Source organism: Pseudactinotalea sp. (genome assembly GCF_048594945.1).
In the GTDB taxonomy this organism is placed as follows: Bacteria; Actinomycetota; Actinomycetes; order Actinomycetales; family Beutenbergiaceae; genus Pseudactinotalea.
Genome location: NZ_JBMDXJ010000531.1, coordinates 1 through 22,753, shown reverse-complemented (window position 1 = coordinate 22,753; position 22,753 = coordinate 1). Strand labels below are relative to the sequence as shown.

Here is a 22,753-nt window from a genome sequence, read left to right as displayed (position 1 = left end):
TGGCGGTGCGTGTGGGGCCCCGTCGACTGGCCGGGTGGGACCCCACTCCCCGCTGCGCCGGGTCGCTGGGACCCCCCTCACCGCTTCGGGTGGGAGCTGTTCACTCGACCACAACGGAGGCGTTACCTACTCGTGGCCGTTGCGTCCATGAGTAGCGTCTACTCTGGCCGCAACGTCCAGAGAACGGAACCGCATGCCTCGCCCCACCGTCGTCTTCGACTTCGACGGCACGCTCGCGCTCGGGCGCGGACCCCTCGACGCCTACGCCCGGGCCCTGGCCGAGCACGGAGGCGAGACCGTCGTCGCGGACTGCCTGGCCGCCGTCGGGGCCTTCGATGCGGGTGAGACCAACTTCGACGACGCCTACGACGCCGTGGCGAGCACCGCGCGCAGTCATGGCGTGACCGAGCAGCAGCTCTCTCTCGCGTACCTCGCGAGCCGCGAGCTGGTCGCGACCGACGCCGCCCCGATCCACGCCCCGGCAGGCCTGCCCGAGTTCATGACCGAGCTCGCCGAGCACGCCATCTGCGTGCTCGCCACCAACGCGCCCGCCACCGGGATCGAGCACGCGCTCACGGTGCTCGGTGTGCGACACCAGCTCACCGAGGTGGACTGCTCGGTGGGCAAGCCCGCCGGGCTGAAGCCGATCGTGGCGCGCCACCTCGCTACCGGTCACGTGCTGTGCGTGGGAGATCGCTGGGACAACGACCTCGAACCCGGCCACGTCGCCGGTGCTGCCATCGCGTTGGTCGGCGTCACCGATCCCGGCGAGCACACGCCGACCATGCGCGGCGCGTCCCTCGTGGACCTCTACGACGACATCCTCCGCTGGGCTGCCTCAGACCCCGGCTCCACCCCGGCTCCGCTCGGCGCCGGCACCCGCTCCGAAAGGCACTGACATGCGCACGTCCCTCCTCGTGCCCGCGGCGGCCGCCGCTGCGGTGCTCGCGCTCGCCGGCTGCTCCTCCGATGACGGCGGCGGTAGCAGCGCCGACGGCGAGTGGCCCAGCGAGATCACCATCTCGCTCGTTCCCTCGGTCGAGGGCGCCGACCTCGCCGAGGCGCTCGACCCGCTGACCGCCTACCTCTCCGAGGGGCTGGGCATCGACGTCAACGGCGTGGTCGCCAACGACTACGCCGCCACCGTGGAGGCGCTCGGCGCCGACCAGGCGCAGGTGATCATCACCGACGCCGGTTCCCTCTACCACGCGATCGAGCAGTACAACGCCCAGCTGATCCTGCGTGACGTGCGCTTCGGCGCCACCTCCTACGCCGCGATCGCGATGACGAACAACCCGGACAAGTACTGCACCGACGAGGTCGTGACCGCTGCGTACGGCGCCACCGGTGACGAGCTGTCCTACTGCAACGGCACCGAGACCGGAGCGGACGCCACGGGTGAGGGCCCCGCCGGCGTCGAGGCGCTCGCGAACATCGACGCCAGCACCCCGGTCGCGCTGCAGGCTGCCACCTCCCCGGCGGGCTACCAGTACCCGATCGTCGCGATGCGCGAGCAGGGTGTGGACACCGATGCGCTGAACCAGATCCCGGTCGAGGGCAACAACAACGCCGTGCTCGCGGTCGCGAACGGTGACGCCGAGGTCGGCTTCGCCTACTGGGACGCCCGCGTGACCGTGATCGAGGAGGTGCCCGACGTCGCCGACCAGGCCGTCGTGTTCGCCTACACCGAGATGATCCCCAACGGCGGCGTGGCTGCCTCGAGCAACCTGCCCGAGGACCTGGTCGCCGAGCTCACCACGCTGATGGACGACTACGCCGACTCCTCCGACGCGGCCGCCGACGTCATGTTCAACCTCGTGGGCCTGTCCGACTGGACGAACGAGACCGCGCAGGACGAGATCACCCGCTACGGCGAGATCCTGGCCGAGTTCGCGGGCTGAGCATGAGTGCACAGCCGGTGGGTGAGGAGGCGGAGCTGGCCGCGGTTTCCACACCTTGGTCGATCGATCTCGACGCCGTGTCCGTGACCTACCCGAACGGCACCCGGGCGCTCCAGGACGTCTCGGTGCACATCGAGCCGGGCGAGATCGTGTCCGTGGTGGGACTCTCGGGCTCGGGCAAGTCGACGCTCATCCGCACGATCAACGGCTTGGTCCCCGCGACCGAGGGCACCGTGACCGTGGGCGGCCACGACGTCACCACACTGCGTGGCCGGGCGCTGCGCGAGCTGCGCGGCCACATCGGGATGATCTTCCAGGGCTTCTACCTGGCGGACCGCACGAGCGTGCTCAACAACGTGCTCGTGGGCCGGTTCGCCCACAACCCCACGGTGCGGACCGTGCTCGGCCTGCCCACCGCCGTCGACAAGGACATCGCGCTGCACGCGCTCGACTCGGTGGGCATGCTCGAGAAGGTCTGGAGCCGTGCCGGCGCGCTCTCGGGCGGCCAGAAGCAACGGGTCGCGATCGCCCGCGCGCTCACGCAGCAGCCCTCGGTGATGCTCGCCGACGAGCCGGTCGCGAGCCTCGACCCGCCCACCGCCCACGCCGTGATGAGCGACCTGCGCCGCATCAACGCCGAGCGTGGCCTCACCGTGATGATCAACATCCACCTCATGGACCTCGCGCGCCAGTACACCGACCGCATGATCGGGCTGCGCGACGGCCGCCTCGTCTACGACGGCCCCGCCACCTCCGCCACCGACGCCGACTTCGAGGAGATCTACGGCCGCCCCATCCAGGTCCGCGACCGGTTGGGCAGCTGAGATGACGACGGCGGAGCTCGCCCTCCCTCCGCGGCCTCGCCGCCGCCTTCGGGCGGCGTTGATCGTCGCCGCGCTGGTCGCCTTCACGGCGCTCACCTGCCTGCCGGCGATCGGCGGCGTGGAGGTGGACTTCGGCGCGATCGCCCGGAACTGGGCCAACGGCGCCACCAAGGTGCGGCAGCTGCTGCAGCCGGACTTCACGTTCCTGCCGCGCACGGTGGGGCCGATGCTCGAGACGCTCGCGATGGCGGTGGCCGGGGCGGCGTTCGCGGCCGTGGTGTCGGTGCCGTTGACCCTGTGGGCGGCGCGACCGAGCAACCCGAACCGGTTCGGGCGCGCGCTCGTGCGGTTCGTCATCAACGTCAACCGGGCCGTGCCGGATCTCGTGTTCGCCACCGTGCTGGTCGCGATGGTGGGGGTGGGCACGCTCCCCGGCTTCCTCACGCTGTTCCTGTTCAACGTCGGCGTGGTGGTCAAGCTGGTGTCGGAGGCGATCGAGGCCACCGACCACCCGTACCTCGAGGCGGGCCAGGCGGCGGGCGGCACGCAGGCGCAGATGAACCGGGCGACGCTGCTGCCGCAGTCGTGGCCGCTGTTCGCCAACCAGTGGCTGTACTCGCTGGAGCTCAACGTGCGCATCTCGGCGATCCTCGGGATCGTCGGTGCCGGCGGCATCGGGCGCCTCCTCGACGAGCGCCGCGGCTTCTACGCCTACGACGACGTCGGCATGATCATCCTGGAGATCCTCGTGGTGGTCGTGCTGATCGAGCTGGTCTCGAACGCGCTGCGGAAGCGGCTGCGATGACCACGACAGCCCCGCCTGAGCCGACCACGCTGGTGGTCCCGCCGCGCCCCTCCCGCGTGGGCGCGACGATCTCCGCCGTGGTGGTCGGCGCGATCGTGCTGGCCGCGACCGCGGGCCTGGACATCTCGTGGTCCGAGCTCGGCAGCATGCCTGGTCGCGTGTGGGACTACCTCGTGCTGATGTTCGCCGAGCCCAACTGGGACAGGCTGCCGCGCGCGCTGTTCGAGACGTGGCGCTCGATCTCGATGGCGTGGCTCGGCGCGATCGGGTGCGTGGCGCTCTCGATCCCGCTGGGCATGCTCGCCGCTCGCGGCGTGGGGCCGGCGTGGCTGCGTTACCTGCTGCGTGGGATCTTCGCCGTGATCCGCGCGGTGCCCGAGGTGATCATCGCGCTGATCCTGCTGACCGTGACCGGCCTGACGCCCTTCACCGGAGCGCTCGCGCTGGGCATCGCCGGAATCGGCACGCAGGGCAAGTGGGTCTACGAGACGATCGAGTCCGTGCAGGAAGGTGCCTCCGAGGCGGTCCGCGCCGCCGGTGGCAACACCGCTGAGGTCACCCGATGGGCACTCTGGCCGGCCGCCGCACCCGCCCTGATGTCGTTCGCGCTGTACCGGTTCGAGATCAACATCCGGACGTCGGCAGTGCTCGGCTTGGTCGGTGCGGGAGGTATCGGCAGCATGCTGTCCAACTACACGAACTACCGCGAGTGGGACACGGTCGGCATGCTGCTGATCGTGGTGGTCGTCATCACGATGATCTTCGACCTGATCTCCGGGTCGATCCGCCGCCGCATCATGGAGGGAGCACGCGCCCGTGGCATGGACAGGCCCCGCTGACGCACCGGTGTCGGCGCGCATCGCTGCACTCGGCCCCTCGCTGCAGCCCAGTGAGCGCCGTGTGGTCGACGCCATCGCCGCCGACCTCGCCACCGCCGTGGAGTGCACCGCGCAGGAGCTCGCTGACAAGGTCGGTGTCGGTCGCGCCTCGGTGATCCGCACGTCCCAGACGCTCGGCTACGAGGGCTACCCGCAGCTGCGCGTCGCACTCGCCCGCGATGTGGCTCTCAACGAGAGCCAGGAACAGGACGAGAGCACCGCCGTCGGGACACTGCGGTCCGCCGTCGACAGATTCGGGCGGAACCTTCCACGCCTGACGGCGGCGCTCACCGACGAGGACGTCGCCGCGTTCGTGCGCGGGCTCGACGTGGCCGATCGGGTGGTCGTGGTCGCGGCGGGGCTGTCGACTCCGCTGGGTCTGGACATGGCGATGCGGCTCAGCGCGGCCGGTCGCCCGGCCGAGTACCTGCCCGATGCGTTCGCGCAGCAGATCGCTGCCCGTGGGCTGACGCCGGGCTCGGTGTGCCTCGTGCTCTCGGGGTCGGGTGCGAACGAGGCGAGTCTGGATGCCGCGGCGGCCGCGCGCGAGGCGGGCGCCACGGTGCTCGCGCTGACGTCATTCGCGCGTTCGCCGCTGGTCGCGCACGCTGATATCGCGCTCGTGATCCCGCAGGTCACCTACTCGTTCCCCGATGAGCTGATGCATACCTCTCGCGCCGGCATGGCACTGGTGGTCGAGTCTGTCGTCGACCTCCTCGTGAGCAGACGCGGCGATCGGGGTCGCCAGGCCCGGGCTGTCGCGATGGGCGTGGTGGGCAAGCGGCTGCGGGAGTGAGTGGGCTGCGGCCGTGTGCGTGCCAGCCCCTATCGTGAAGGCTGACCGTGGTCCATCGCCGCCGGAGGAGAGGCCCTCGTGCTCGACCCGCACTGGGTGTTTCTCAGCGCGACACTGAGCCTCGTCGGAAGCGTGCACTACGCCACCGCGACCGTGCGCGGGCGTGCCCGGCCCAACCTTGTCACCTGGGCGCTCTGGGCCACCGCCCCCACGATCGGCTTCTTCGCGCAGCTCGATTCCGGCGTCGGGCTGCCTGCCATCCTGACGCTCGCGGCCGGCGTGGGGCCGCTGATCGTGCTCGTGGCCGCTGTCCTCAGCCGGCATCATCATGCGCGCGTCGGCCCGTTCGATCTGGCGTGCGGCGCGATCGCGGTCGTGGCGCTCGTGGCCTGGTGGGGGTTGGAGCAGGCGCCGGTCGCGGTGCTGCTCGCGGTCGGTGCCGATGCTGCCGCTGCGCTGCCGACCATTCGGAAGGCGTGGCGCGAGCCGGAGTCCGAGAACGCGGCGTTCTATGTGATGGTGGCCGCAGGCGCCCTGGTCACGCTCCTGACGATCACGTGTCAGGAACCGCAGGACTGGGCGTTCGCCGTCTACATCTTCGCGCTGTCCACGCTCCTGGCGGGCGTCACCACGAGCCGCCGGCGTCGATCAGGCCGCGGCTAGCCGGAAGATCGGGAAGACTCGGCCCTCCGCCGTCTTCTCGTACGCGGCGAACCCGCTGGAACGCTGCTTGAAGCGGTCCCACATCTGATCGCGCTCGGTTCCGGTCAGTTCCTCGACGGTGGCATCGAGCGTGGTGACGGGGTCGCCAGGAACCTCGATGTCGACCTGCTCGGTGCGGCGAAGCCCGTAGACCCAGGCGGGGTGCTTCGGTGAGCCGCCTGCGGAGCCGACGACGTGCCAGGCGCCGTCGTGCTCGATGGCGGCCAAGGGAGCGATGCGGGTGGTGCCGTCCTTCTTCGGGACGTGCACGAGCACGAGGCTCTTGCCGAAGGGCATCGGCTCGTTGACCTCCCCGTTGTTGGCTCGGAACGCGTCGATGATCTGCTGGTTGAAGTCCACGTGCGAGCCAACATGTGGGCGCGTCAGGGCATTCCCACGGGGGTGGGCGCCACACTCTGCGGCCCCGGGCGAGCAGGGGATTCTGCCCGCCGATGCCGTTCGAACAGGGAGTTCTGCCCGCAATGAGTGCCCATACCGGGCACGACCTCCTGCTCGACCATGGGCTCGCCGAGTAACAGACCGACCTTGCGCTTGTTGCAGTAATAGCTGCAATGAGTGTAATGTTCTCGACATGGAACCGGGACCGGAGCTGACCGCCGCGGAAGCGACCTACGTGGACGAGGTCGCCGAGTTCTTCGTGACCGAAGGCTTGCCACTGATCGCCGGGCGGGTGATCGGGTGGCTGTTGATCTGCGATCCGGCCGAGCAGACGCCGGCGCAGCTGACCGTGGCGCTGCAGGTCAGCCGCAGTTCGATCTCCTCCGCGATGCGGTTGCTCACGCCGAGCGGCCTGGTCGAGCGGACCCGCCGCCGCGGTGACCGCAACGAGTACTTCCGGATCGCGCCGGATGGCTGGAGCCGGATGCTGATGCGCCGCTACGCGCAGACCACGGCGTTCCGCGAGGTGACCGAGCGGGGTCTGGACGTGCTGGCAGGCGCCTCGCCGCAGCGGCGTGAGCGTCTGGAGCACGTGACCGATCTGTACCGATTCCTCGAGACCGAGCTCCCCGCACTGCTGGAGCGCTGGCGATCGCAACAGGAAGGGCTGCGACGATGACCGACAACGCGAGCATCACCCACGACTGGATCGAGCAGCCGGAAGGGCGGTTGCGGGTTGCGCGTGCCGGCAGTGGTGGGCAGCCGGTGCTGCTGCTCAGCGGCGGCGGCATCGACAACGCGCACCTGAGCTGGGCACGCATGATGCCTGCACTCGCGCGCGACCGCGCGGTCTACGCGCTCGACTGGCCGAAGCAGGGCGGCAGCATGCCGTGGAACGGGGTGGCTGACCACGAACGACTGCTCGGAGCGGTGGCGGCCGTACTGGACCACTACGAGATCGACCGCGCGGACGTGGTGGGGATGTCCCAGGGTGGCGCACTCACGTTGGCGACCGCGATCGAGTACCGAGACCGGGTGCGTCGGATCGTCGCCATCGCGCCGGGCGGCACCATCTCCTTCCCGCCCGTGGTGCATCAGCTGCTCTGGCTCACCGCCAAGCTGCCGCTGCTCAACGACACGCTTCCCTCGATGGTGTTCCGCACGCGTGCGGGCGTCGCGAAGTTCGTTCGTTCCTCCCTGATCCCTGGGCCGGTGGACGACTTCGAGCAGATCGTCGATGACGTCATGGCCGAGGTGGAGCGCCGTGGCGGGAGCGGCTCGACCGACTGGCAGAACACCTCGATCGACTTCTGGCGGATGCGGGTCGACCTGCGCCCGCAGCTGCACACCATCGCGTGTCCGACGCTGTTCATCCAGGGTGACAAGGATGTCGGGGTCGCGCCCAAGCACACGCGTGCTGCGGCGGCGCTCGTGCCCGGAGCCCGGCTCGAGATGATCGAGGGCGGCGGGCACTGGGTGAACCGGCAGGAACCCGAGCGCGTCAACGACCTGGTCCGCGAGTTCCTCGCCTGACCGGTCCCGACGCCATCACGTCCCGCGGTCTGACCTCGACGACCACCTTGCCGGACGGATGCCCGGCGCCGACCGCAGCGAGCGCGGCCGGCGTCTCCTGGAGTGGGAACACCTCGCTCACGTGTACCGCGGCGTGGCCGCTGGTGAGGCGGGCGTACATCGGCGAGCCGCGCACGCATTCCCAGTCGGACAAGGTTCAGCGAGATGGCGTGAACCTCGACGAGCACCTGGGTGGGACCGGGCGTCGGCGTGGCGATCTCTTCGAGTCGCAACTCGTCGGGCGAGCCGCACGTGTCGCACACCGCTGCCCTCATGACACTGATCGTCGTGCACGCGCGGCTGCCTTGCCACTATCTACGTTATAGCGCAGTGGGGGGCTTGCGGCAAGGCCCCCTCCCAGGCGGAGAATCTCCGACCATGCCCTCGCGACACCGCACCGCCACCACCCCGTTCGCCCTCCCTGAGCGCCTCGCTGCCAAGGCCGATCCGGCCCTGATCGCCGCGGACGAGGACCATCTCGACACCATCGCCACGAGCCTGGCGAACCAGATCGCCGACCTGGAGAACCGCCTTGCCGCCGAGCGTCGCGCCCCGGGCGGCAGCGGCACCGAGGCGCTCGAACGCGACCAGCGCATCCACGCGATGTCCGCCCGGCTGCGCACGCTGCGCCGCTACGGACTCGACCTCTGCCTCGGGCGGATCGTCACCGAGTCGGGCGAGGCCACCTACATCGGTCGCCTCGGGATGACCGACGGCGATGGCGGCAGTCTGCTCGTCGACTGGCGCTCACCCGCGGCTGAGCCCTTCTTCGCGGCTACCCAAGCACACCCGATGGGGCTGGCGAGCAGGCGGCGCTTCCGCTGGAGCGTGGGGCGGATCGTCGACTACTGGGACGAAGCCTTCACCGAGGAGGGCGCCGCTGCGGGTGCCGCAGCGCTCGATGACCAGTCTGCCTTCATCGCGAGCCTCGGCGCGAGCAGGTCACCACAGATGCGCGATGTGCTCGGCACCATCGCCGCCGATCAAGATGAGATCGTGCGCGCCTCCAGCGAGGGCGCGCTCGTGGTCGACGGCGGGCCCGGCACCGGCAAGACGGTGGTCGCCCTGCACCGCGCCGCCTACCTCACCTACACAGACCCGCGCCTCGACGGCCGCGGCGGCGGCGTGCTCGAGCTCGGCCCGCACGAGCACTACGTGCGTTACACCGCCGACGTGTTGCCGAGTCTCGGTGAGGAAGACGTCCGCACGGTCACGTTGCGCGATCTCGCCCCCGAGGGAGCGACGGCGCAGCCCGAGTCGGACTCCACCGTCGCCGATCTCAAGGCGCAGGTCGCGATGATCGAGGCGATCGAGAAGGCGGTGCGGTTCTACGAGGACCCGCCGACCGAGCGGATCGAGGTCGAGACGCCCTGGGGCGACGCGCTGGTGCGCACGGGCGACTGGGCGTCCGCGTTCGACGCCGCGCGTGGCACCCCGCACAACGAGGCCCGCGACCTGATCTGGGACGAGCTCGCCGATGCGGTGGCTGCCCAGATCGAGGACACCGACCCCGAGCTGCTGCTCCGCGTGCTGCGCGGTGACCGCGACCTCGCCGCCACGCTCAACGGCGCCTGGCCGCTCCTGGAGCCGGCGGATGTGGTCAGCGACCTGTGGTCGGTGCCCGCGTACCTGCGGATGGCGGCGCCGTGGCTGAGTCGCGACGAGGTGGCGATGCTCCAGCGGGAGCGCCCGCAGGAGTGGACCCATGCCGACCTGCCGCTGCTCGACGCGGCCAGGAGTCGCCTGGGTGACATCGACAAAGAGCGGGTGGGGCGCCGTCGTCGGGCGATGATTGCGCGGCAGCGTGCGGAGATGGACGGCATCGTCTCCGACCTCATCGAGCACGATGACGGTGACCTGCAGATCATGTCCATGCTGCGCGGGGTCGACCTGCGCGAGGCGCTGGTGGACACCTCCGGGATGCCCGAGGCCGCGCGGGACCCGCTTGCAGGCCCGTTCGCGCACGTGATCATCGACGAGGCGCAGGAGCTCACCGACGCCGAGTGGCAGATGGTGCTGCGCCGCTGCCCGAGCGGGAGCTTCACTATCGTCGGCGACCGCGCCCAGGCCCGGCACGGGTTCGCGGAGTCGTGGACCGAGCGACTCGAGCGCGTGGGCGTGCGCCGGGCGCAGGTGCGCTCGCTCGGCGTCAACTACCGCACCCCGGCGGAGGTGATGGACTACGCGGCGCCCGGCATCCTGGCGGCCCTGCCCGATGCCAACGTGCCCACCTCGATCCGCAGCACCGGTGTGCCGGTTCATGAAGGGTCGACGGCGGAGCTCACCGCGATCCTGGACGGCTGGCTCGCGGAGTACGAGGGTGTGGCGTGCGTGATCGGTTCCTCCGCGTTCGAGGACTCGGAACGGGTGCGATCGCTGACACCGGTCACCGCGAAAGGGCTCGAGTTCGACCTCGTGGTGCTCGTCGAGCCGGAGGATCTGGGTGGCGGGATCGAAGGCGCCGTCGACCGGTACGTCTCGATGACCCGCGCCACGCAGCAGCTGGTCGTGCTGACCGCTACCTAACCCGTGCAGACCTCGCCGGCTGCGGCGACCTGCATGGTCACGGCGGTCTGCACGGTGCGGGTGTCGTTCGAGGCGTGGACTCGGTACTCGATCTCGACGCCGTGGGTGGCTCCACCTTCCGGTGCCGCCGCGAGCCCGACCTCCACCAGGTAGCTGTGCCCTGCCGTCAGGGTGCTCACGGGATCGTCTGGTGGCCCGAGCGTGTCGTAGTCGCCGCCGACGATGGCGTACGCGGAGTAGCTCTCGTCGTCGTCGGCCGGCCCGAAATCGTGGCCGATGAGCTCGAGACCGTCGGGGTCCACGAGCGTGACTGCGGTGACGGTGACGTCGCGGTCATCGCTGAGGCTGACGACGCTCATCGCGATCACCGCGCGACCCTCCGCATCCTGCGGCGTGCAGACCACCTGACCAGGCTCATCGGTTGACTCCAGCGGCCCGGTCGTGCTGCAGCCGCCGAGCGTGAGCGCGCAGGCGAGCACGATCCCGACGGCTCCTCCTCGACCCCTCACCTGCACCCCTCTCGTGGTCGGACAGTAGTGGCGGGAGCCATGTCTGCGGTGTGGATCCGGCGTGCGTGGCGCGACGCCACCGCACCTGCGGCAGGCGGATTACTCCCGCTCGAGCAGGTCGTCGAAGAATCCCACGGCGTGGCGGTAGGAGCCCAGGCCGTACTCGAGGGTGGCGAGCTGGTAGTGCCCGAGCTCACGCTGGTGCTCCGGGATCCCGGCCTGGGCGATGTGGTCCGCGACGTGCTCCAGCTGCCGCATGCCGGCCTCGATCCGAAGGCTGGCCTTGCGGAGCACCCCGGCCCGATCCTCGGCAGGCAGCAGCCCGAGGAAGTAGAGGCGCGAGAGCGCGGCCGTCTCGGCATCTCCGGTCGGCTCGCCGGTCATCCAGGTGCGGAACGCCTCGCGGCCGGAGTCGGTGACGTCGTAAACCTTGCGGCCGCGGGGCCCGTCGGTGCTGATGACCTCGATATGACCATCGGCGAGGAGGCCGTCGAGGGCGCGCTTGATGCTCCCGGAGGAGGCGCTGTAGAAGAGCGAGACGCCGGCCTCGAACGACTTGATGAGGTCGTAGAGGCTCTGCGGCACGATCAGCAGCAAGCCGAGGATCACGTGGGCCATGGCGACAGCGTAGGCGCCATTGACTCTCGTAGACCTGTCTAGTAGACATATCTACGAGAGGGGGAGGCAGATGATGATCACCGAGAGTGCCGCCGTCGCACCGCGAGGGACCGACAAGCTGCAGCGCGCCCTGGAGCGCCTCACCCGCCGCCGCGCGCCGCGGCTCCCGGCGCCGCAGGTGCTGGTGCACACGCCCGGCTGGTCCTTCGAGCACGGGCCGATCGAGCGGCCGTTCCACGCGGCCAGCTCGGGCAAGCTCCTCACGGCGACGCTCGTGGCCCAGCTCGTCGAGGCCGGCGCGTTCACCTTCGCAACGCCGCTCGGCGAGGTGCTACCCGCTGCCGATCTCGCGGGGCTCCCCGCTGTGAGCGGAGTCGACCCGGCCGCCGACATCACGGTCGAGCACCTGCTCACCCAGACCTCGGGCCTGCCGGACTACTTCGAGACCAGGCGCGGACGTGACACGGTCGCGTCGGTGCGCTCCGCCGTCGAGCATCCCGAACGGCGCTTCACGCCGACCGACCTGCTCGACGCCGCCAAGACCCTCCCACCCGAGGGGCGGCCGGGCGAGCGGTTCGTCTACTCGGATACGAACTGGGTGCTGCTCGGGCGCATCGCGGAGGAGGCCAGCGGGCGGCCGTTCGCCGAGTTGCTGCGCTCGCGGATCTTCGAGCCGGCCGGGATGGAGCGCGCGAGCACGCCCTACGACGCGACCCTGATCGCCGACGACCTGACCGGACTCGACATCGAGCCGTTCTGGATCGGCAAGCACGAGCTGACTCATGCGCATGCGGTGAGCCTGGACTGGGCCGGCGGCAACATCGTGGCGCCGCCGCACGACTGGGTGCGCTACCTGAAGGCCCTTCACGAGGGTGCGCTGGTCACGCCGAGCACGCTCGCCTACCTGCAGCGGCCGCGCCACCGGTTCCGCCCCGGCATCCGGTACGGAGCCGGCTCGATGACGCTGCGGTTCGGGGAGTTCATGCCGCCGCTGATGCGCGGCCTCCCGCAGCCGGTCGGCCACCTCGGCTTCTGGGCCACGCACGTGTTCGCCTACCCCGAGCAGGGCGCCTCCGTGGTGCTCAACTTCCACTCCAACCGTGCGATGCAGCAGAGCTTCATGATCCACATGCAGATCGCGCGCCTGCTGGGCCGGTGAGCATCGCCGCCGTTCCGGGCCACCGGCGGAGAGCGGCAGTATGTCCTGATGGAAACGGACCGGACGCGCGAGGCATGGGCGAAGGCCTCGACCAAGTACGAGCATGAGGCGGCGGAGCACCTCGAGCGAGCGCGCACCTACCGGCTCGAGCCGATCGAGGAGGAGGTGCTGGCGGCGGACATCGCGGGCGCTGACGTGGTCCATCCGATGAGCGGTCACGGCCTCGACGACCTCGCACTCGCCAGGCTCGGCGTCGCGCGCGTGCTCGGGCTCGACTACAGCCCGGCAGCGGTGAGGTCGGCTCAGCAGCGCGCTGACGAGCTCAGCCTCCCGTGCAGCTACCGTGAGGTCGAGCTGCCGGCGACTGGCCTGGCAGCAGAGTCAACCGACCTCGTCTACACCGGCAAGGGCGCGCTGATCTGGGTGGCGGATCTGCCGGCCTTTCTCGCCGAGATGCACCGGATCCTGCGCCCGGGTGGCGCGCTCTTCGTCTACGAGGCGCACCCGCTGGTGCCGTTGTGGACGTGGGAGCCGAGCGAGGCGCGCGTGCGCCCGGATCGCTCCTACTTCGCGCCCGGCCACGTCAACGACACCTTCCCCGCGAACGGCGCCTACGAGCACCAGCGCACGCTCGCCCAACTGGTCACGGGCGTGCTCGAGGCGGGTTTCGCCGTCGAGCATCTCGCTGAGCACCCAGAGCCGTTCTGGAAGCCGGGTGAGCAGAAGGCAGCGGCATGGGATGGTCGCCTGCCCAACGCCTTCAGCCTGCTGGCACGAGCCCGTTGACGCGCGTCACTCGCCGCCTCCTGCCACGGGCGCAGTGGAGTCCCTGACGACCAGAGCGGGCGCGAGCGTGAGATGTCGGAGCGGGAACGCAGGCCCGCCGAGCGTCGAGAGTCGCTCGACCAGCATGGTCGTGGCGAACCGACCCACCTCCATCTTGGGTGGGGCGATCGCCGTGAGCGGCACGTCGGCGTGGGCAGCGACGACGTCGTCGTGCGCGACGACCGAGATGTCGTCAGGGACGGACACACCGCGCTCGCCGAGTGCCTCGACCAGCTCCAAGGCGTACCAGTCGGGATGGACGCACACGGCCGTGGCGCGGCACGCAAGCAGAGCATCGATGACGTCGTGGGTCCGTTCCCGCAATGGCGGCCACGGGCCAGGTTCCACGAGCGAGTGCTCGGTGAGCCCGCCACGCGCCAGTTCGCGCAGGTAGCCCGCGCGGACGGCTGTCGAAGAGTGAGTGTCGAGAACGGCGTGGGCGATCACGCGATGACCGAGGCTGTTCAGGTGCTCCACCGCCATCGCGGCCCCGAGGTCGTGGTCGCTCCGGACCGATTCCAGCCCCGCTTGCGGCGGCCCGGCGTGCGCCGAGCGCTCCAGCAGCACGGAGGGGATCTCGACGGCGGAGAGCAGCTCCAGGGTTCCGGGTGCCTCGATCTCCGCGGTGGCGACGAGCAAGCCGTCGACGCCGTTCGCCACCAGGCGCCTGATCTGGTCCTGTTCCCGGGTGGTCTCGTATCGGGAGAACGCCAGGACGACCCGACCTCCGAGGGCGCTCGCCTGGTCAACGGCGCCGGCGACGACGTGCGGGAAGTAGTACTCCGCGTCCGGGACGCAGAGCCCCAGCGTGAACAGCGTGCTGTCCGTCGCTGGGTCCGCAGCTCGCTTGCGACCGGTCGACGGAATGCCCGTCGACGGGCGGTAGTCGACGGGGACCGCGCCGCCGTGGACGCGGCGCACCAGTCCGGCGTCATCGAGACCGCGCAGGTCTCGTCGCACGGTCATCGCCGAGACACCTTCGCGCGCGGCGAGCTGGGTGGCGTCGACACGGCCGCGGACACGCACCTCGGCGAGGATGCGTTCCTGACGGCGGGTGAGCGGCATGATCCGGTCCGATCATCTGGCGGATGTTCATTTCATGTTCGAATGAACGCCCTGCGTTTGACGGACACCCTACGCGCTGCCGAAGATGGCAGCCGACGCCGGGCTCGACTTGCCGAAGCGACTGATCCGCCCGGACCGCCACGCTCACGGACGAGGACGACACACATGCAACGCCGCACCTTCATCGCGCTCGCCGCCGGTCTGGTCCCGGTCCTGGCGGGGACCGCCGCCTGCACCTCGCGAGGGCAGACCGCGTCCGACACCGCGGTCCGGTTCACCTGGTGGGGGAACGCCGAGCGCCGTCGAGCAACGCAGGAGGTGATCGAGCTGTTCCTCAGCAAGCACCCCGAGGTCGAGGTGGCGGGCGAGCCGGTCGACGACAGCTACTGGGACCGGTTGGCCACCACGACGGCGGCCGGCGACGCTCCCGACGTCATCACCCTCGGCGGTGCCTACGTCGCCGAGTACGCCGGCCGCGGCGCGCTCCTGGACCTCGCGGAGGTCTCCGCGCAGCTGTCAACCGACGGCGTGGACGAGGCGATCATCGCGAACGGCCAGGTGGACGGCGTGCAGTACGCGATGACCACCGGCGTGAACGCGTTGGCCGCGATCGTCAACGCCGACGTGCTCGCGGCGGCCGGCGTCGAGGTGCCCGACGGCACCTGGACCTGGTCGGAGTACCTCGCCCTCGCAGCCGAGGTCAGCGAGCGCTCGCCGGAGGGGACGTACGGCACGGATGCCGTGCTCGACCATGACACGCTCGATGCGTTCGCTCGCCAGCGGGGCGAGGCGCTCTACACGGCCGAGGGCCAACTTGGCCTGACCGCCGCCACCGTCACCGACTTCCTCACACTGCCGTTGCAGATGATCGAGGCGGGTGCTGCCCCCTCGGCTGCCCGGATCAACGAGCTCTCCGCCGGGCCGCTGGAGCAGAACCTGGTGGGCACCGGTCAGGCCGGGATGAGCCTGCAGTGGAGCAATCTCCTCACGGCGTACTCCGTGGCCTCGGGCGCCGACCTGCGACTGGTCACCCTGCCGCACGACGAGCCGGAGAATCTCGGGATGTGGCTGCAGTCCTCGCAGTACTACGGCATCTACGCGCGGTCGGAGTACCCCGTGGAGGCAGCCACCTTCATCAACTTCGTGCTGACCGATCCGGAGGCGACGGCGCTCGTCGGCGTGGACCGTGGCGTCCCGACGCTCGCCTCGGTGCGTGAACGCATCGCCGCCGACCTCTCGGGCCCGGACCAGGCACAGACCGAGTACATCGATGCCTTGCGGACCCAGCCGCTGGAGACCTTGACGATCGGACCGACCGGATCGACCGCCGTCGGCGACATCACCCAGCGTGCGATCTCCGACGTCTGCTTCGGGCGGCTCGGACCCGAGGAGGCCGCCGACCAGTGGTTCAGCGAGTCCGAGCAGGCCATCGCTTGACCGGCGGCAGCGGCAGCGTGCCCGCCGGAACGGCGACGACGAGGCGGACCGGCCAGCCGATCGATCGCCGTGCTGTGCTCGCTCGGCACCACCCACGCCGTGCCGAGCACCGGACCGGTGAGCCGCTGCAGGTGGGCAACGGGGAGCTGGCGGTCGCAGTCGACATCACCGGGCTGCAGAGCTATCCGGACGCGCATCCGCACGCCTCGATCCACGGCGAGCCCGAGGGGACCCTGCTGGGCACGATGGCGCAGTGGGGCTGGCACAGCGTCCCGATTGCGGATGGTGCTCGCCTGGCGGATGCGCTGCGGACCTACGACACCCCGCGCGGTCCGGTCACCTACGTCGACCTGGACACGACGGCGCGGGGGCCTGACGGCGACGTCGGCACGGACGACGAGCGCACGCTGCGCAACAACCCGCACCGGCTGCATCTCGGTCTGGTCGGGTTCGACCTCCCGGTCGAGATCGAGTCCCTCCGCGACGTCGAGCAGCACCTCGACCTGTGGACCGGCGTGCTGAGCAGCCGGTTCCGCGTACCGGGGCAGGAGGTGACTCAGGTGACCACGGCGGTGCACCCCTGCGAGGACGTGCTCGCCGTTCGCGTCGAGGGCTACGTGCCGCCGGTGTCGCTCCGGTTCGGCTACGGCAGCGAGTCGTGGACCAACGCGCTCGACCTGAGCGCGCCGGGCGCGCACACCACGGTTCTCGAGGGCGGCGACGGCCGATGGCGGATCCACCGCCGCCTCGACGCGACGCGCTACACGGCCGACGTCACCACGGACGGCGAAGCCGAGCTGGTCGAGCAGCATCGGGTGGGCGTCACGACCACCGGACCGTCGCTGTCATTGACCGTGCGACTGCGTGAGGGCGAGGCCCCTGCGGTCGCGACGAGCCTCGACGAGGTGCTGGTGGCGTGCGAGGACCAGTGGCCGACGTTCTGGCGCTCCGGCGCCGCCGTGGACCTCGGCGAGGTCGAGGATCCGCGCGCCCACGAGCTGGAGCGCCGGATCGTGCTCTCCCAGTACCTGACCCGAGTCAACTGTGCGGGCACGCTCCCGCCGGCTGAGACCGGGTTGCTGACCAATTCTTGGCGCGGCCGATTCCACCTGGAGATGCACTGGTGGCACGCCGCGCACTTCGCCACCTGGGGCCGGCCGGAGCTGCTGGAGCGCTCGCTCGGCTGGTACCAGCGAATCCTGCCGGAGGCGCAGCGTATCGCTGCTCGCCAGGGATACCGCGGCGCCCGGTGGCCCAAGCAGGTCGCCCCCGACGGTCGTGAGTCGCCCAGCGACATCGGGCCGTTCCTGTTGTGGCAGCAACCGCACCCCATTCACCTCGCCGAACTCGTGCGCCGGGCCGTACGACACCGCGACGGCGATGCGGCCGCGCGAACGGTGACCGAGCGGTACCGGGAGGTGGTGATCGAGAGCGCCGAGCTGATGGCCGATGTCGTCAGCGCCACCGACGCCGGGTTCGCACTCGGACCTCCGTTGGTCCCGGCGCAGGAGTCGTACGCGCGGCTGCGGCACCGGCTCACGAACCCCACGTTCGAGCTGGCGTACTGGCGCTGGGCGCTGCTGGTCGCGGCCGAGTGGTCGCGCGAACTGGGGTTGCCCGAGCGCACCCGCTGGATCGAGGTTGCCGACGGCATGGTCTCCCCGCTGACCCGGGCCGGCCGCTACGAGGCGATCGACGTCGACCCGTTCACGATCCGGACCGATCACCCGTCGATGGTCGCGGCTCTGGGCCTGGTGCCACCGACCGGTCTGATCGAGGAGGAGGTCATGTCGTCCACGTTCGACGGCGTGCTGGCGGACTGGGACTGGGAGAGCACCTGGGGGTGGGACTACGGAATGCTGGCCATGACGGCGGCGCGGCTCGGGCGCGGCACCGACGCCGTCGACGCGCTGCTGCTGCCCGCCGCCAAGAACCATCACGGCTCACACGGGCACAACGTGCAGAGCCCTACCCTCCCGGCCTACCTGCCGGGGAATGGTGCGTTGCTCAGCGCGGTCGCCCTGATGGTGGCGGGGTGGGACGGCGGCCCGGAGCGCCCCGGTCTCCCGCCCACCTGGTCTGTGCGGCATGAAGGATTCGTCAGGGCGCCGGGTCCCGCCAACACGGGCACCTGACGGGCGTGGTCTGGCATGCTCCGCGCTCGGAGGGCCTGCAGGCTACGCCACGTAGGCTGATCGCGTGGAGATCGTCACCCTGCACGTCAACGACCTCGATGCGAGCGTGGACGCGGATGTGGCGGTGGTCATCGACGTCATCCGCGCCTTCACGGTCGCACCCTGGTGCCTCGCCCGCGGTGCACAGCGCCTGCTGTTCGCGCCCGGCGTCGAGGAGGCGGTACAGGCGCAGGCCGAGCGGTTCCCAGACGCGCTGCTGCTGAAGGATCGCGCCGCCGATCCGCGGTTCGCGCTCCCCAATGCGCCGGGCCGCATCGCGCGGGAGGATCTCACCGGCCGCACCGTGATCCAGGTGACGGGCAATGGCACGAGGGGAGCGTTCGCGGTCGGATCGGTGCCGCTGGTGCTGTGTGCATCGTTCGCGACAGCGGCCGCCACCGCCCGCGCGATCGTCGCCGCCGAACGTCAGCGGGTGCTGCTGGTTCCCACCGAGGGTGACGAGGACCTCGCCCTCGCCGACTACCTCACCGCGTTGCTCGACGGCGGAGGCAGCGCCTTCGCGCCGCCGTACCTCGCGCGTGTGGTCCGGTCGGCGGCGGGGCAGGAGTGCCTGGAGCGCGGCGCCGATCCGCGTGTGGAAGGCGTGGACGCCGACGACCTGCGGCGCTGCATGGAGCTAGATGCCTTCGACGACGCGCTGCAGGCCACGCCGGAGGACGGCGGGCTGCTCGCCGTCACTCCCCTCACAATGGACCCGTGACCTCCGCCCCGCACCCCCTTGACGACGTCCCGTGCCACGACCCCTACGTGCTCGCCGTCGAGGGCGGTTACCTGCTCTACACGGCCTACGACTCCGGTCGCTGGCAGCGTCAGATCCCTGAAGGATCCGACTACCCCGCGCCGCCCGGCACCGGGGTGCTCGCGTGGTGGAGCCCGGACCTGGTCTCGTGGGGATCGCCGACGGCGGTCTTCACGGTTCCGCAGGACTGCTGGGCCGATCCGTCGGTCGCCCCGTGGGCTCCGGAGGTGCACGCGTGGGGTGACCGGTACGTGCTGGCGACGACCCTGCACAATCCTGCCGAGCGGCTGCCCGAGGTCACTCAGCGCACCACCCGGATCGCGATGTCCTCGGACGGTTGGGGTGACTTCACGCCTGTGCGGCGCGGCACCGTGCTCGCGGTCGCCGATGATCCGCGCGGCCCGTTCCAGCTGCTCGACCCACAACGCCCACACACACCGTGGAGCTTCATGGCGCTCGACGGCACCCTCACCCGTGACGAGCGCGGCGCCCCCTGGCTCGTGTACGCCCACGAGTGGGTGCAGACCGTGGACGGCACCATGGAGGCAGTTCCACTCGATGAGGATCTCCGTGTCGCGGGAGATCCCGTCCACCTGTTCCGCGCCTCCGAAGCCTCGTGGTTCCGAGACGTCACGCCGAGTACGCACGCCCTCGCGCCGTACGTGACCGACGGCCCGCAGCTGCACCAGCTGCCGGGCGGTGCGCTCGCGATGATCTGGGCCTCCTATCGCCCTGACCCCAGTTTTACGGGAGGCGAGTACGTGGAGACCCAGGCGATCTCGCCGTCGGGCTCGCTGCTCGGGCCGTGGCACCAGGGCGAGGTGCTGGTCGGTGGCAATGCCGGCCACGGCATGCTGCTCACCACACATGACGGCGACCTCGTCCTGGTCCTGCACCGCGGCATGGGCACGCCGCGTGTGCGTGCCGAGGTCCACGACATCACCAGCACACCCAGCGGTCTGCACGCCACCCACCAGTAGCGTCGCTCGTGCAGGGGCGCCTCTTCTCGACGCAGGACGCACGGGCTCAGCGTGGGGTTGAGTAGTAGGCGATCTTCTCGTCGAGGACGTCGACGGCGGCTCGTATCGCCTCGGTCTGTGCCAGCAGCTCTTCACGGCGCTGCTTGAGGAAGCCGACGCGGTCCTCGACGGTCGCCATGTCGCGCAGCAGTCGGGTGAACTCGCGCAGGTGGTCGATGCCCAGGCCGGCGTCACGGAGGCAGGTGAGCAGGCCGATCCAGGCGACGTCGCCGTCGGAGTAGGTGCGGTGCCCGCTGGTGGCGCGGCTGATCGGCCCGACGAGCCCCTCGCGCTCGTAGTAACGCAACGTGTCGATCGTGAGACCGGTCGCCTCGGCGGTCTCTGCAGGGGTGAAGGTGGTGGTCATCACGTCGCCTCGTCCAGTCGTCGTCGGTGCTCGTCATCGAGTGTGAGCTCGTGGGCCGCCATCACGTCGGTGAGCTGGTCGACCGAGCTGACGCCCACGATCGGGCTCGCCGGTGACGCGCCCGACATCAGCCATGACAGTACGACTTGGTTCGCCGTGGCACCGGTATCGGCGACGATCTCCGCCAGCGCCGCGCGGCGGCGCGTGGTCCCCGGATGGTCGTACGGCTCCGACAGCGGCCGGTCCTCGCGCACGTACGTGCCGTAGAGCAGTGACAGGTAGACCCACAGCGGCAGGCGTTCCGCCGCGGTGTAGTCGAGCGTCTCCTCGTCGGCGAACATCTGGCCCTCCTCCGGCACGGGCGCGCCCGGGCGGGGCGAGACATAACTGCGCCGCAACTGCATCGCCTCGTAGCAGGCGAGGCCTCGCTGCCGGGCGAGCACGCGCGCACGCTCCACCCGCCATGCCCGGTGGTTGGAGGCGCCCAGCATGCCGACCCGACCGGCCGCGACCTGCTCGCCGAACGCCTTCACAGTCTGCACCAACGGCACCGAGCGGTCCTCGGCATGTGCCCACAGCAGATCCACGGCATCGAGCCCCAGCCGTTGCAGGCTGCCGTCGAGGCCGCGGTGGATCGCCTCCGGCGAGAGTCCCTCGGCGGTCTCGGGCCAGCGGTGCGGCACGGTCGGCTGCTGCCGCACCTTCGTGGCGATCCGCACCCGGTCTCGCCGGTGCGGGCCGTCGGCCAACCAACGGCCGATCACCTCCTCGCTGGCACCGCCGACACCACTGGCGTCTTCCCAGAAGGAGTAGCAGTTGGCGGTGTCGAGCCACCGCCCGCCGAGGTCCACGAACGCGCTCATCAGGTCGCGCGCGGTGGTCTCACTCGTCTTCGTGCCGTAGTACATGGTGCCCAGCACGATCTGCGGGCCCATCTCTGCCTTTAGTTCCGCGCTCATGGCACCCGACTATGAAACCTGGAGCGCGCTCCAGGTCAAGGCTTCCTGTTTTGACAGCAAGGCATCACCAGTGACAGCATGCTGGCATGCGAACGACCGTCACGTTGGACCCCGATGCCGAACAGGTTGTGCGCGACCGGATGGCCGCCAAGGGCGTCTCGTTCAAGCGCGCGCTCAACGATGCGATCCGCGACGGTGCCGCCGGTCGGGTTGATCTGAGCTTCTCGACCGAGGTCGTGGAACTGGGGGAGCCGATGCTCGACCTCACGCACGCCAACCGCGTCGCGGCCGACCTGGAGGACGCCGAGCTCGTGAAGAAGCTGCGCGAGGGCCGATGAAACTCGTTGACACGAACGTTCTCGTCTACGCCGTCAACGGCTCGGCTCCGCAGCACCACGTGGCGAAGCGCTGGCTCGACTCGGCGTTGAGCGGAGGTGCTCCGGTCGGCTTCGCTTGGTTGGCCCTGGTGGGATTCATCCGTCTCACCACCCACCCGGTCGTCTTTCCGCAGCCACTGCAGGAGTCTGCCGCGATGGACTACGTCGACGACTGGCTGAGCGCACGGTCCGCCGCACTGCTGCAGCCCGGCTCGCGTCACCCCGCTCTGCTCCGAGAGCTGCTCGAGCACGTCGGTTCAGGTGGGAACCTCACCAACGATGCGCACCTCGCGGCCCTCGCTCGTGAGCACAAGGCCACCGTGGTGACTTTCGACAGCGACTTCACTCGATTCCCCGGGATCCGGACCGAGCGCCCGCGCTGAGCGCTGTGGCAAGGTGCAGTCGGGGGCCGCGTGTTCCCGAACCAGCCAGCACCGCCGACGTGAAGGAAGAACACGTGGACAGCAGCAGGACCGACGACTTCGCCGACGCGGAGCGGGGCTTCATCGACACCATTCGGCCCTGCGTCATCAAGGATGCCGCTGGCGAGGTGGTGTGGGATGGCGACAGCTACGACTTCCTGACCGGTGACGCACCCGAGACCGTCCACCCGAGCCTGTGGCGCATGGGCACGCTCGTGGCCAAGCACGGCCTGTTCGAGGTGGTCGACGGCATCTACCAGGTGCGCGGCTTCGACCTGTCCAACATCACGTTCGTGGAGGGCAGCACCGGCGTGATCGTCATCGATCCGCTGATCTCCACCGAGACCGCGGCTGCGGCGCTCGCGCTCTACCGCCAGCACCGCGGCGAGCGCGCCGTGAAGGCCGTCATCTACACGCATAGCCACGTCGACCACTTCGGCGGCGTGCTGGGCGTCACCTCGCCCGAGGCTGTGGCCGCCGGCGAGGTGCAGGTCATCGCGCCCGAGGGTTTCCTCGAGCACGCGGTCGCCGAGAACCTCTACGTGGGGACCGCGATGGCTCGTCGCGCCGGCTACATGTACGGGGCGGTGCTGCCACGCGACCCGCGCGGCTCGGTCGGTGCGGGCCTGGGGCACACCACCTCCACCGGTGAGGTCGGC

The 22,753-nt window shown here is 70.3% G+C and carries 26 protein-coding genes; 19 read left to right on the top strand and 7 right to left on the bottom strand.

The window, feature by feature from the left end; translation table 11 throughout:
- Nucleotides 1-193 precede the first annotated feature (193 nt).
- From ACOJSN_RS24335 to ACOJSN_RS24305, 7 genes are all read left to right on the top strand, one after another.
- A complete protein-coding gene (locus ACOJSN_RS24335; RefSeq protein WP_420115070.1) occupies nucleotides 194-898 on the top strand; it encodes an HAD family hydrolase in 705 nt (234 codons plus the stop codon).
- Nucleotide 899: 1 nt separating this feature from the next.
- Nucleotides 900-1,901 carry a phosphate/phosphite/phosphonate ABC transporter substrate-binding protein gene (locus ACOJSN_RS24330; protein ID WP_420115069.1) on the top strand — a complete coding sequence of 334 codons (1,002 nt, stop codon included), beginning with the start codon at nucleotides 900-902 and terminating at the stop codon, nucleotides 1,899-1,901.
- A gap of 2 nt (nucleotides 1,902-1,903) precedes the next feature.
- A complete protein-coding gene (gene phnC / locus ACOJSN_RS24325; protein ID WP_420115068.1) occupies nucleotides 1,904-2,725 on the top strand; it encodes a phosphonate ABC transporter ATP-binding protein in 822 nt (273 codons plus the stop codon).
- Between the two features lies 1 nt (nucleotide 2,726).
- On the top strand, nucleotides 2,727-3,530 hold the full coding sequence (gene phnE, locus ACOJSN_RS24320) for a phosphonate ABC transporter, permease protein PhnE (protein WP_420115067.1): 804 nt from the start codon (nucleotides 2,727-2,729) through the stop codon (nucleotides 3,528-3,530).
- Nucleotides 3,527-4,369, top strand: a complete 843-nt coding sequence (gene phnE, locus ACOJSN_RS24315; protein ID WP_420115066.1) for a phosphonate ABC transporter, permease protein PhnE — start codon at nucleotides 3,527-3,529, stop codon at nucleotides 4,367-4,369. The genes phnE (ACOJSN_RS24320) and phnE (ACOJSN_RS24315) overlap by 4 nt, the downstream gene beginning before the upstream one ends.
- A complete protein-coding gene (locus ACOJSN_RS24310) occupies nucleotides 4,347-5,204 on the top strand; it encodes a MurR/RpiR family transcriptional regulator (RefSeq protein WP_420115065.1) in 858 nt (285 codons plus the stop codon). The genes phnE (ACOJSN_RS24315) and ACOJSN_RS24310 overlap by 23 nt, the downstream gene beginning before the upstream one ends.
- A 78-nt stretch (nucleotides 5,205-5,282) precedes the next feature.
- Nucleotides 5,283-5,867 carry a hypothetical protein gene (locus ACOJSN_RS24305; protein WP_420115064.1) on the top strand — a complete coding sequence of 195 codons (585 nt, stop codon included), beginning with the start codon at nucleotides 5,283-5,285 and terminating at the stop codon, nucleotides 5,865-5,867.
- Here the strand turns inward: ACOJSN_RS24305 and ACOJSN_RS24300 are convergent.
- Nucleotides 5,853-6,266: a nitroreductase/quinone reductase family protein gene (locus tag ACOJSN_RS24300; RefSeq protein WP_420115063.1), complete on the bottom strand. Its 414-nt coding sequence runs from the start codon at nucleotides 6,264-6,266 to the stop codon at nucleotides 5,853-5,855. The genes ACOJSN_RS24305 and ACOJSN_RS24300 overlap by 15 nt on opposite strands.
- A gap of 232 nt (nucleotides 6,267-6,498) precedes the next feature.
- Here ACOJSN_RS24300 and ACOJSN_RS24295 point away from each other — a divergent pair, with 232 nt between their 5' ends.
- Entirely contained in the window at nucleotides 6,499-6,984 is a 486-nt protein-coding gene (locus ACOJSN_RS24295) for a GbsR/MarR family transcriptional regulator (RefSeq protein WP_420115062.1), read from the top strand.
- A complete protein-coding gene (locus ACOJSN_RS24290; RefSeq protein ID WP_420115061.1) occupies nucleotides 6,981-7,838 on the top strand; it encodes an alpha/beta fold hydrolase in 858 nt (285 codons plus the stop codon). The genes ACOJSN_RS24295 and ACOJSN_RS24290 overlap by 4 nt, the downstream gene beginning before the upstream one ends.
- Here the strand turns inward: ACOJSN_RS24290 and ACOJSN_RS24285 are convergent.
- Nucleotides 7,807-7,998 (bottom strand): zinc-binding dehydrogenase, encoded by a 192-nt coding sequence (locus tag ACOJSN_RS24285; RefSeq protein WP_420115071.1) that lies wholly within the window; start codon nucleotides 7,996-7,998, stop codon nucleotides 7,807-7,809. The two genes, ACOJSN_RS24290 and ACOJSN_RS24285, sit on opposite strands and share 32 nt — an antisense overlap.
- Before the next feature lie 257 nt (nucleotides 7,999-8,255).
- On the opposite strand from ACOJSN_RS24285, the gene helR reads away from it, so the two are divergent.
- Nucleotides 8,256-10,403, top strand: coding sequence for an RNA polymerase recycling motor ATPase HelR (gene helR / locus ACOJSN_RS24280; RefSeq protein WP_420115060.1), 2,148 nt, complete (start codon nucleotides 8,256-8,258; stop codon nucleotides 10,401-10,403).
- On the opposite strand, the gene ACOJSN_RS24275 is transcribed toward helR, so the two are convergent.
- Together ACOJSN_RS24275 and ACOJSN_RS24270 are read right to left on the bottom strand one after the other, a co-directional pair.
- Entirely contained in the window at nucleotides 10,400-10,912 is a 513-nt protein-coding gene (locus ACOJSN_RS24275) for a hypothetical protein (RefSeq protein ID WP_420115059.1), read from the bottom strand. The genes helR and ACOJSN_RS24275 overlap by 4 nt on opposite strands.
- A gap of 99 nt (nucleotides 10,913-11,011) precedes the next feature.
- Nucleotides 11,012-11,530 carry a PadR family transcriptional regulator gene (locus ACOJSN_RS24270; protein WP_420115058.1) on the bottom strand — a complete coding sequence of 173 codons (519 nt, stop codon included), beginning with the start codon at nucleotides 11,528-11,530 and terminating at the stop codon, nucleotides 11,012-11,014.
- A gap of 73 nt (nucleotides 11,531-11,603) precedes the next feature.
- Here ACOJSN_RS24270 and ACOJSN_RS24265 point away from each other — a divergent pair, with 73 nt between their 5' ends.
- Nucleotides 11,604-12,689, top strand: a complete 1,086-nt coding sequence (locus tag ACOJSN_RS24265; RefSeq protein ID WP_420115057.1) for a serine hydrolase domain-containing protein — start codon at nucleotides 11,604-11,606, stop codon at nucleotides 12,687-12,689.
- Between the two features lie 48 nt (nucleotides 12,690-12,737).
- Nucleotides 12,738-13,475 (top strand): methyltransferase domain-containing protein, encoded by a 738-nt coding sequence (locus tag ACOJSN_RS24260; protein WP_420115056.1) that lies wholly within the window; start codon nucleotides 12,738-12,740, stop codon nucleotides 13,473-13,475.
- Nucleotides 13,476-13,481: 6 nt separating this feature from the next.
- Here the strand turns inward: ACOJSN_RS24260 and ACOJSN_RS24255 are convergent, their stop codons facing one another.
- Nucleotides 13,482-14,579, bottom strand: coding sequence for a LacI family DNA-binding transcriptional regulator (locus ACOJSN_RS24255; protein WP_420115055.1), 1,098 nt, complete (start codon nucleotides 14,577-14,579; stop codon nucleotides 13,482-13,484).
- A gap of 165 nt (nucleotides 14,580-14,744) precedes the next feature.
- Between ACOJSN_RS24255 and ACOJSN_RS24250 the strand changes: the two genes are divergently transcribed.
- From ACOJSN_RS24250 to ACOJSN_RS24235, 4 genes are all read left to right on the top strand, one after another.
- A complete protein-coding gene (locus ACOJSN_RS24250) occupies nucleotides 14,745-16,016 on the top strand; it encodes an ABC transporter substrate-binding protein (RefSeq protein ID WP_420115054.1) in 1,272 nt (423 codons plus the stop codon).
- Entirely contained in the window at nucleotides 16,013-18,151 is a 2,139-nt protein-coding gene (locus tag ACOJSN_RS24245; protein WP_420115053.1) for a hypothetical protein, read from the top strand. The genes ACOJSN_RS24250 and ACOJSN_RS24245 overlap by 4 nt, the downstream gene beginning before the upstream one ends.
- A 64-nt stretch (nucleotides 18,152-18,215) precedes the next feature.
- The gene (locus tag ACOJSN_RS24240; protein WP_420115052.1) at nucleotides 18,216-18,911 is read left to right on the top strand and encodes a 2-phosphosulfolactate phosphatase; all 696 of its coding nucleotides are present in this window, start codon (nucleotides 18,216-18,218) and stop codon (nucleotides 18,909-18,911) included.
- On the top strand, nucleotides 18,908-19,930 hold the full coding sequence (locus tag ACOJSN_RS24235; RefSeq protein WP_420115051.1) for a family 43 glycosylhydrolase: 1,023 nt from the start codon (nucleotides 18,908-18,910) through the stop codon (nucleotides 19,928-19,930). The genes ACOJSN_RS24240 and ACOJSN_RS24235 overlap by 4 nt, the downstream gene beginning before the upstream one ends.
- A 46-nt stretch (nucleotides 19,931-19,976) precedes the next feature.
- On the opposite strand, the gene ACOJSN_RS24230 is transcribed toward ACOJSN_RS24235, so the two are convergent.
- Together ACOJSN_RS24230 and ACOJSN_RS24225 are read right to left on the bottom strand one after the other, a co-directional pair.
- Complete coding sequence (locus ACOJSN_RS24230; protein WP_420115050.1) at nucleotides 19,977-20,336, bottom strand: MerR family transcriptional regulator; 360 nt, start codon at nucleotides 20,334-20,336, stop codon at nucleotides 19,977-19,979.
- On the bottom strand, nucleotides 20,336-21,295 hold the full coding sequence (locus ACOJSN_RS24225; RefSeq protein WP_420115049.1) for an aldo/keto reductase: 960 nt from the start codon (nucleotides 21,293-21,295) through the stop codon (nucleotides 20,336-20,338). Before ACOJSN_RS24225 ends, ACOJSN_RS24230 begins: the two co-directional genes overlap by 1 nt.
- A gap of 86 nt (nucleotides 21,296-21,381) precedes the next feature.
- Here ACOJSN_RS24225 and ACOJSN_RS24220 point away from each other — a divergent pair, with 86 nt between their 5' ends.
- The 3 genes from ACOJSN_RS24220 to ACOJSN_RS24210 form a co-directional block, all read left to right on the top strand.
- On the top strand, nucleotides 21,382-21,633 hold the full coding sequence (locus ACOJSN_RS24220; RefSeq protein ID WP_420115048.1) for an antitoxin: 252 nt from the start codon (nucleotides 21,382-21,384) through the stop codon (nucleotides 21,631-21,633).
- Nucleotides 21,630-22,055, top strand: coding sequence for a type II toxin-antitoxin system VapC family toxin (locus ACOJSN_RS24215; RefSeq protein WP_420115047.1), 426 nt, complete (start codon nucleotides 21,630-21,632; stop codon nucleotides 22,053-22,055). Before ACOJSN_RS24220 ends, ACOJSN_RS24215 begins: the two co-directional genes overlap by 4 nt.
- 74 nt (nucleotides 22,056-22,129) lie before the next feature.
- Nucleotides 22,130-22,753 (top strand): MBL fold metallo-hydrolase (locus ACOJSN_RS24210; protein ID WP_420115046.1); only part of this gene is annotated, 624 nt, incomplete at its 3' end.